Raw genomic sequence first — 1,634 nt, 5'->3', positions numbered from 1 at the left:
TGAGGACGGTGCGTGGGACCGGGTCCTGCTCTCGGCCGCGGAGCTGTACGTCCGCGGGGTCGGGGTGGACTGGTCGGCGGCGTTCGCCGACGCCGGCACCCTGCGGCCCTCCGACCTCCCCACCTACCCCTTCCAGCACGAACGTTACTGGCTGGAGACGCGTCCCACCGCCGACGTGGGCGCCGCCGGGCTGGCACCCGTCGGGCACCCGCTGCTGGGTGCGGCCGTGTCGCTGCCGGAGGGCGGGTCGGTGCTCACCGGCCGGCTGGAGCAGCGGGACCACTCGTGGCTCGCGGACCACGCCGTCGCCGGGACCGTCCTCGCCCCGGGGGCAGCGCTGCTGGAGCTGGTCTCGCGGGCCGGTGACGAGGCGGGCGCCCCCGCCGTCGACGAGCTGGTGATCGAGGCTCCGCTCGTCGTCCCCGAGCGTGGTGCCCTGCACCTGCACGTGCGGGTCGACGCGCCGGAGGACGACGCGCCCGATGCCCGGCGTCCGTTCGCCCTGTACTCGCGGGCCGAGGGCGGCGAGGGGGCCTGGACGCGGCACGCCAGCGGCTTCCTCGGCGGGGAGGCCGGGCCGGGCGCCGCGGCCCCCGGCCCGTGGCTTCCGGCGGGTGCGGAGCCGGTCGCGCTGGACGGCTTCTACGAGCGGCTGGCCGAGCGGGGCTTCGTCTACGGCCCGGCGTTCCAGGCGCTGCGGGCCGCCTGGCGGCACGACGGCGAGGTGCACGCCGAGGTGGCGCTGCCCGCCGGCCTGGCTGCCGCCGGCTACGGGATCCACCCCGTGCTGCTGGACGCCGCGCTCCAGGCCACCAACTTCCTGGCCGTCGCCGAGCCGGAGCCGGGGCACGTCCTGCTGCCGTTCGCCTGGAACGACGTGGCCCTGTTCGCGTCGGGGGCCACCGCCCTGCGGGTGCACGCCCGGCAGACGGGTCCGTACGCGTTCTCGCTCGTCCTCACCGACCCGGCCGGACTGCCGGTGGCCTCGATCGGGTCGCTGTCGCTGCGGCAGGTGCCGGTCGACCGGCTCACCGCCCTCGGGGCGGCCGGGGCCGAGCACCTCTACAGCGTCGCCTGGGCGCCGCTCGCCCCGGTCGCGGAGGCCGGGACGGCCGTCCCGGCGGTGCTGGACCTCACCGGCGAGCCGGCGGTCGGGCCCGAGGGCGCCCGCGCGCTGCTCGGCCGGGTCGCGACCTTCCTGCACGACGGGCTCGCGGATCCTGCCCGGGCCGGCGAGACGCTGGTCGTCGCGACCGGGCTGCCCGACGCGGACCCGGCGGTCAACGCGGTGTGGGGGCTGGTCCGTTCCGTCCAGCACGAGCAGCCCGGCCGCGTCCTCCTCCTCGGTGGCGAGGGAGCGGCGTTCCCCGCCTCGGCGGTGGAGCCGTCGGCCCTGGGGGGCCTGCTGGCGTCGGGTGAGTCGCAGGTGGTGTGGCGTGACGGTGACGCGGTGGTGCCGCGCCTGGTGCGTGCGGCCGTGTCCGGGTCCGTCGGGGTGTTGGATCCGGCGGGGACGGTGTTGGTGACGGGTGGGACGGGGACGTTGGGCGGGTTGGTGGCTCGGCGTCTGGTGGAGTCGCACGGGGTGCGTCATCTGTTGTTGGTGAGTCGGCGTGGTGGTGCGGCGCCGGGTG

1 protein-coding gene is annotated in these 1,634 nt (G+C 77.3%); it reads left to right on the top strand.

The annotated features are described in order from the left end of the window. Positions 1–1,634, top strand: a 1,634-nt coding sequence (locus tag PUR56_RS00530) for a polyketide synthase dehydratase domain-containing protein (RefSeq protein WP_329947382.1), incomplete at both ends; no start/stop codon positions are given.

It is taken from the genome of Streptomyces sp. BE303 (assembly GCF_036290945.1).
In the GTDB taxonomy this organism is placed as follows: Bacteria; Actinomycetota; Actinomycetes; order Streptomycetales; family Streptomycetaceae; genus Kitasatospora.
Note: the sequence above shows the minus strand (reverse complement) of the source record. Positions and strands in the feature narration are given on the sequence as shown.